The organism is Streptomyces sp. rh34, from assembly GCF_002551245.1.
Classification (GTDB): domain Bacteria; phylum Actinomycetota; class Actinomycetes; order Streptomycetales; family Streptomycetaceae; genus Streptomyces.
Map to the genome: position 1 here is coordinate 1 of NZ_NTGZ01000379.1, position 5,189 is coordinate 5,189.

Below are 5,189 nucleotides of genomic sequence, written 5' to 3' on the forward strand. Positions count from 1 at the left end.
GCACCGCACCGTCCAGCGCGGTCCGCGCCGCCGCCACCGCGCCCCGGGGGACGCCGAGCGCGTGGGCCACCTCCAGGGCGTGCGCCGCGCCGACGGGGATCAGGGAGAGGACGCCGGTGGCCAGCTCCCGTTCGCGGTGGAGCTGCGCCACCGCGCGCAGCAGCGCGTGATCGTCGCCGACCACCACGGGGCGGCGAGAACCCCGCCGGGACAGGGCCCGCGCGAACTCCTCGGGGGTGTCCGGAAGGCAGATCTTGGCGTGCGAGCCGGCGCTCAGCACGTCCTTGGCGATACGGACGGACTCGCCGTCGGTCCGGCGGGCGACCGGGTCGATGACCACCAGGAGCTGGTCGTCGCCGTCGCCGGGGGGCTCTGCAGCCGACACCTCGGTCCTTCCTCGGGTAGCATCTTGGTGCAAGAGCCCCTTGCGCTATTGCGCCAGGGGCTTCGTCTATTCCGGGGCACCCGGTTCGACGGCTCAGGCTTTGCCGTACATCGTCGTACGGCAGGTACGACCTTTACGTACGCCCCCTGGCCTTGGACATGCCCCGCCCGGAAGGGGTGTACGCCTGTGCCCGCACTTGTGCTGCTCGGTGCTCAGTGGGGTGACGAGGGCAAGGGGAAGGCCACCGACCTCCTCGGTGGATCCGTGGACTATGTCGTGCGATACCAAGGCGGTAACAACGCCGGTCACACGGTCGTCGTGGGCGACCAGAAGTACGCACTGCATCTCCTCCCCTCCGGAATCCTGTCGCCGGGTTGTACCCCGGTCATCGGGAACGGTGTCGTGGTCGACCCGGCGGTCCTGCTCTCCGAGCTGAGCGGTCTGAACGAGCGAGGCGTCGACACGTCCAAGCTTCTGATCAGCGGCAACGCTCATTTGATCACTCCGTACAACGTCACGCTCGACAAGGTGACCGAGCGCTTCCTGGGGAAGCGCAAGATCGGCACGACGGGCCGGGGCATCGGTCCGACGTACGCCGACAAGATCAACCGGGTGGGGATCCGCGTTCAGGACCTCTACGACGAGTCGATCCTGGAGCAGAAGGTGGAGGCGGCCCTGGAGCAGAAGAACCAGCTCCTGGCCAAGGTCTTCAATCGCCGGGCCATCGAGGCCGGCAAGGTCGTCGAGGACATGCTCCAGTACGCGGAGCAGATCAAGCCGTTCGTCGCCGACACGACCCTGATCCTGAACGATGCCATCGACGAGGGCAAGGTCGTCCTCTTCGAGGGCGGCCAGGGCACGCTGCTCGACGTCGACCACGGCACGTACCCCTTCGTCACCTCGTCGAACCCGACCGCGGGCGGCGCCTGCACCGGCGCCGGCGTGGGCCCGACGAAGATCAGCCGCGTCATCGGCATCCTCAAGGCCTACACGACGCGGGTCGGTGCCGGCCCGTTCCCGACGGAGCTGCACGACGAGGACGGCGAGGCGCTGCGGCGCATCGGCGGCGAGCGCGGTGTCACCACCGGCCGTGACCGCCGCTGCGGCTGGTTCGACGCCCCGATCGCGCGGTACGCGACCCGGGTCAACGGCCTGACCGACTTCTTCCTCACCAAGCTCGACGTCCTCACCGGCTGGGAGCAGATCCCGGTCTGCGTGGCGTACGAGATCGACGGCAAGCGCGTCGAGGAACTCCCGTACAACCAGACCGACTTCCACCACGCGAAGCCGATCTACGAGAACCTGCCGGGCTGGTCCGAGGACATCACGAAGGCCAAGACCTTCTCCGACCTGCCGAAGAACGCGCAGGGTTACGTGAAGGCCCTGGAGGAGATGTCGGGCGCACCGATCTCCGCGATCGGCGTCGGCCCCGGCCGGACCGAGACCATCGAGATCAACTCGTTCCTGTAGGGAACGGGCGGGTGACACCGCGGCGGCGGCGGACGACGGGGACGATCCGTCGACCGCCGCCGCTCGCGTCTCCGCGCTCTCCCGTTCACCGCCGCACCGGTTTCGGTGACGGCTCCCGCGCGGCGGATTCCGGCTGTGCGGCGCTGTCCTTGGCGAGCAGTACGGCGATGAGCGCGGCGCCGAGAACGAGCAGCCCGGCGGCGATGGTCAGCGTCAGGGAGAATCCTTCCGTCGCCGGGCGCGACGGGCCGACGGAACCGGTCAGCTCCTCGCTGCGCCGGGTGGACACGGAGACCAGGACGGCCAGTCCCACGGCGCCGCCGATCTGTCGGGACTGTCGTCGGGAACCGTCCGCATGCTGGGCGGGCCGGAAGATTTTACCTTCGGTTCCGCGCCCGGTCGCGAAGGGCCCGGACGGACTCCCTCCGCAATAGCGGCTGTTGAGGGCCCTCTTGACGCGGTCGCCCCGGGTGGCGGCGGCCGGGACCGGTGGAGCCGGCACCTTCTCCGAGGATGGTCTAGACCTTGACAGGTCCATACCATCCTCGCTTGAGTGTCGGCACCCCCACGGCGGCGCAGGCCGGACGTCGCGCCGCGTCTAAGGAGTGTGATCACGTGATCCGACGTGTCATGAGTCTGCTGGTCGCGCTCGGCGCGCTCGTCGCGGCGCTCGTCGTCCTTCCCGCCGCCACCGCGCAGGCCGCCACCTGCGCCACGGCCTGGAGCTCCTCCTCCGTCTACACGAACGGTGGCACGGTCTCCTACAACAGCCGTAACTACACGGCGAAGTGGTGGACCCAGAACGAGCGTCCGGGCACGTCGGACGTCTGGGCCGACAAGGGGGCCTGTGGCACCGGCGGCGAGAACCCGGGCGAGAACGGCTTCGTCGTCAGCGAGGCCCAGTTCAACCAGATGTTCCCGAACCGGAACTCCTTCTACACGTACAAGGGCCTGACCGACGCCCTGAGCGCCTACCCGGCCTTCGCCAACACCGGCAGCGACGAGGTGAAGAAGCGCGAGGCCGCGGCCTTCCTCGCCAACGTCAGCCACGAGACCGGTGGGCTGTACTACATCAAGGAAGTCAACGAGGCGAACTACCCGCACTACTGCGACACCACGCAGTCCTACGGCTGCCCGGCCGGCCAGGCCGCCTACTACGGCCGCGGCCCGATCCAGCTGAGCTGGAACTTCAACTACAAGGCCGCCGGTGACGCCCTGGGCATCGACCTGCTGCGCAACCCGTACCTGGTGGAGCAGAACGCCGCCGTGGCGTGGAAGACCGGCCTCTGGTACTGGAACACCCAGAACGGCCCCGGCACCATGACGCCGCACAACGCCATCGTCAACAACGCCGGCTTCGGCGAGACGATCCGCTCGATCAACGGCGCCCTGGAGTGCAACGGCGGCAACCCGGCGCAGGTCCAGAGCCGCATCAACAAGTTCACGCAGTTCACCCAGATCCTCGGCACCACCACCGGTCCGAACCTGAGCTGCTGACCGCGCAACCCACCTCACCGGCCCATGAGGGCTGCTGAGGGCCCCTGAGGACCCCACCCGGAACGGGGGTGCGTCCGGCTCACCGCCGGACGCACCCCCGTTCCGGCGTTTCGGGGCCCGGTCGGCGCACGGTTCATCGCGCGACGGCAAGGCCGGGCCCACGCCCCCGGCCGGGCCCGGCACCTGCCCGTCCGCCGCCGTGGCGCCGTCACACCAACTGCGGTTTCACCGACATCAGCAGGTGCCGGTGGACGTCCGTGCCCGCCTCGTCCGTGATCAGCGCGCGCTGTCCCGCCCCCAGCAGCAGGAGCCGCAGGGACGGCTCCGTGAAGGACGCCAGGGCGTCCGCCAGATAGCCGGGGTTGAAGGCCACGGTCAGCCCCTCGGCCCCCTCCAGGGTGGCCGGCAGCCGCTGGGACGCCACGTCGTCCTCGTAACCCGCGCGGAGAGTCACGGAGGCGTCGGCGCGGGAGAAGGCCATCTGCACCGGGCTGTCCCCGTCGGCGACGACGGAGACCCGCTTGACGGCTTCGGCCAGCCGGGCCCGGTCCACCACCGCGACCGCCGGGTCCGCCATCGCGAACAGCTTCTCGTGGCGCGGCAGCCGGCCGTCCAGCAGTCGCACCGTGGTCCGCATCCCGGCGTGCTCGAAGCCCGCCGAACCGGCGTCCAGGGCGACGCTCACGAGCCCGGACCGGCCCAGCGAGCGGGCGATCTCGGTGAGGCGGCGGGCGGAGACGATGACGTCGGCGGTCTCGCCGGGCGTGGTCGCCTTCCACGGGAGGGTCCGTACGGCGAAGCGGTAGCGGTCGGTCGCGGCGAGCGTCATCGTGTCGCCGTCGAGCCCCAGCCGGATCCCGGTGAGCGCGGGCAGCGTGTCGTCGCGCCCCGCGGCCACCGCCACCTCGGCCACGGCCGCCGCGAACAGCTCCGCGTCCACCGCGCCCCGCACCCGCGGGAGCGGGGGCAGCGCCGGGTAGTCGTCCAGCGGCAGCGCGGAGAGGCCGAAGCGGGCCCCGTCGCCCGACACCGTGAACCGCGAGCCCTCCACTGCGCACTCCACGGGCCCTTCGGGCAGCACCTTGCAGATGTCCAGCAGCCGCCGCCCCATGACGAGCACCTTCCCGGGCCGCACGACCTCGGCGTCCACGTCGATGCGCGCGGACGCCTCGTAGTCGAGCCCGGAGATCCGCAGCGGCCCGCCACCGGCTCCGCCCCCGCCCCTGGCCTCCGTGTCCAGCAGCAGCCCGCCCAGCACGGGGACGGGTGACCGCACGGGCAGGACACGGGCCGCCCAGGACACGGCGTCGGTCAGGGCACTGCGTTCGATACGGAACTCCACGGGGCCTCTCCTGGCACATCGAAAGCCGGAGCCGGAGGCCGGCTCCATGACGACGACGATAGGAGGCACCACTGACAATCGGCGCGGGGCGGGAACCGACGACAGCGACCACCCCCGTGAGCCGCTGCCGCCCCGTTCCCCCGTGCCCCGCGTCCCCCTGTTCCGCAGCCGTCCCCCGACGGGCTGGAACACGTTCGGACCATAGAACGCAGGGTAGGGAGACGGGAGATTCAATGCGCCCAGTGGAGCGGCCCCGGGGGTATCGGTCCGCACAGTCAGTCGTGCGGGGCGGTCCACCGGCGCCACGGCCGCGTCCGGGGCGGGAACGGGGAGACAGGTGCGAGCACGGGAGCGCGCGGACGACCTTCTGCTGATGCACCGGCTGGCCCGCACGGGCGGAACCGCCGAGCTGCTGCGCTGGCTGGCCGGGCGGGCCGGGGGCTGGGCCGGGCTCGTCGACCCGGACGGGACGGTGCTGCACGCGGCGGCCCGTAC

Annotated in this window: 4 protein-coding genes and 1 pseudogene; 2 read left to right on the forward strand and 3 right to left on the reverse strand. The window is 71.0% G+C overall.

Features of this window, described 5'->3' with window-relative positions; all coding sequences use genetic code 11:
• A pseudogene (locus CR470_RS35550) lies at positions 1-385 on the reverse strand (diacylglycerol kinase); the annotation flags it as partial.
• 186 nt (positions 386-571) lie between these two features.
• Between CR470_RS35550 and CR470_RS35555 the strand changes: the two are divergent.
• Complete coding sequence (locus CR470_RS35555; RefSeq protein ID WP_030082081.1) at positions 572-1,855, forward strand: adenylosuccinate synthase; 1,284 nt, start codon at positions 572-574, stop codon at positions 1,853-1,855.
• An 85-nt stretch (positions 1,856-1,940) separates the two neighbouring features.
• Here CR470_RS35555 and CR470_RS35560 read toward each other — a convergent pair whose 3' ends face one another.
• Entirely contained in the window at positions 1,941-2,168 is a 228-nt protein-coding gene (locus CR470_RS35560) for a hypothetical protein (RefSeq protein ID WP_257139032.1), read from the reverse strand.
• A 302-nt stretch (positions 2,169-2,470) separates the two neighbouring features.
• Here CR470_RS35560 and CR470_RS35565 point away from each other — a divergent pair, with 302 nt between their 5' ends.
• Positions 2,471-3,352, forward strand: coding sequence for a glycoside hydrolase family 19 protein (locus CR470_RS35565; RefSeq protein ID WP_097871680.1), 882 nt, complete (start codon positions 2,471-2,473; stop codon positions 3,350-3,352).
• 208 nt (positions 3,353-3,560) lie between these two features.
• Here the strand turns inward: CR470_RS35565 and dnaN are convergent, their stop codons facing one another.
• Positions 3,561-4,694: a DNA polymerase III subunit beta gene (gene dnaN, locus CR470_RS35570; protein ID WP_097871682.1), complete on the reverse strand. Its 1,134-nt coding sequence runs from the start codon at positions 4,692-4,694 to the stop codon at positions 3,561-3,563.
• Positions 4,695-5,189 lie beyond the last annotated feature (495 nt).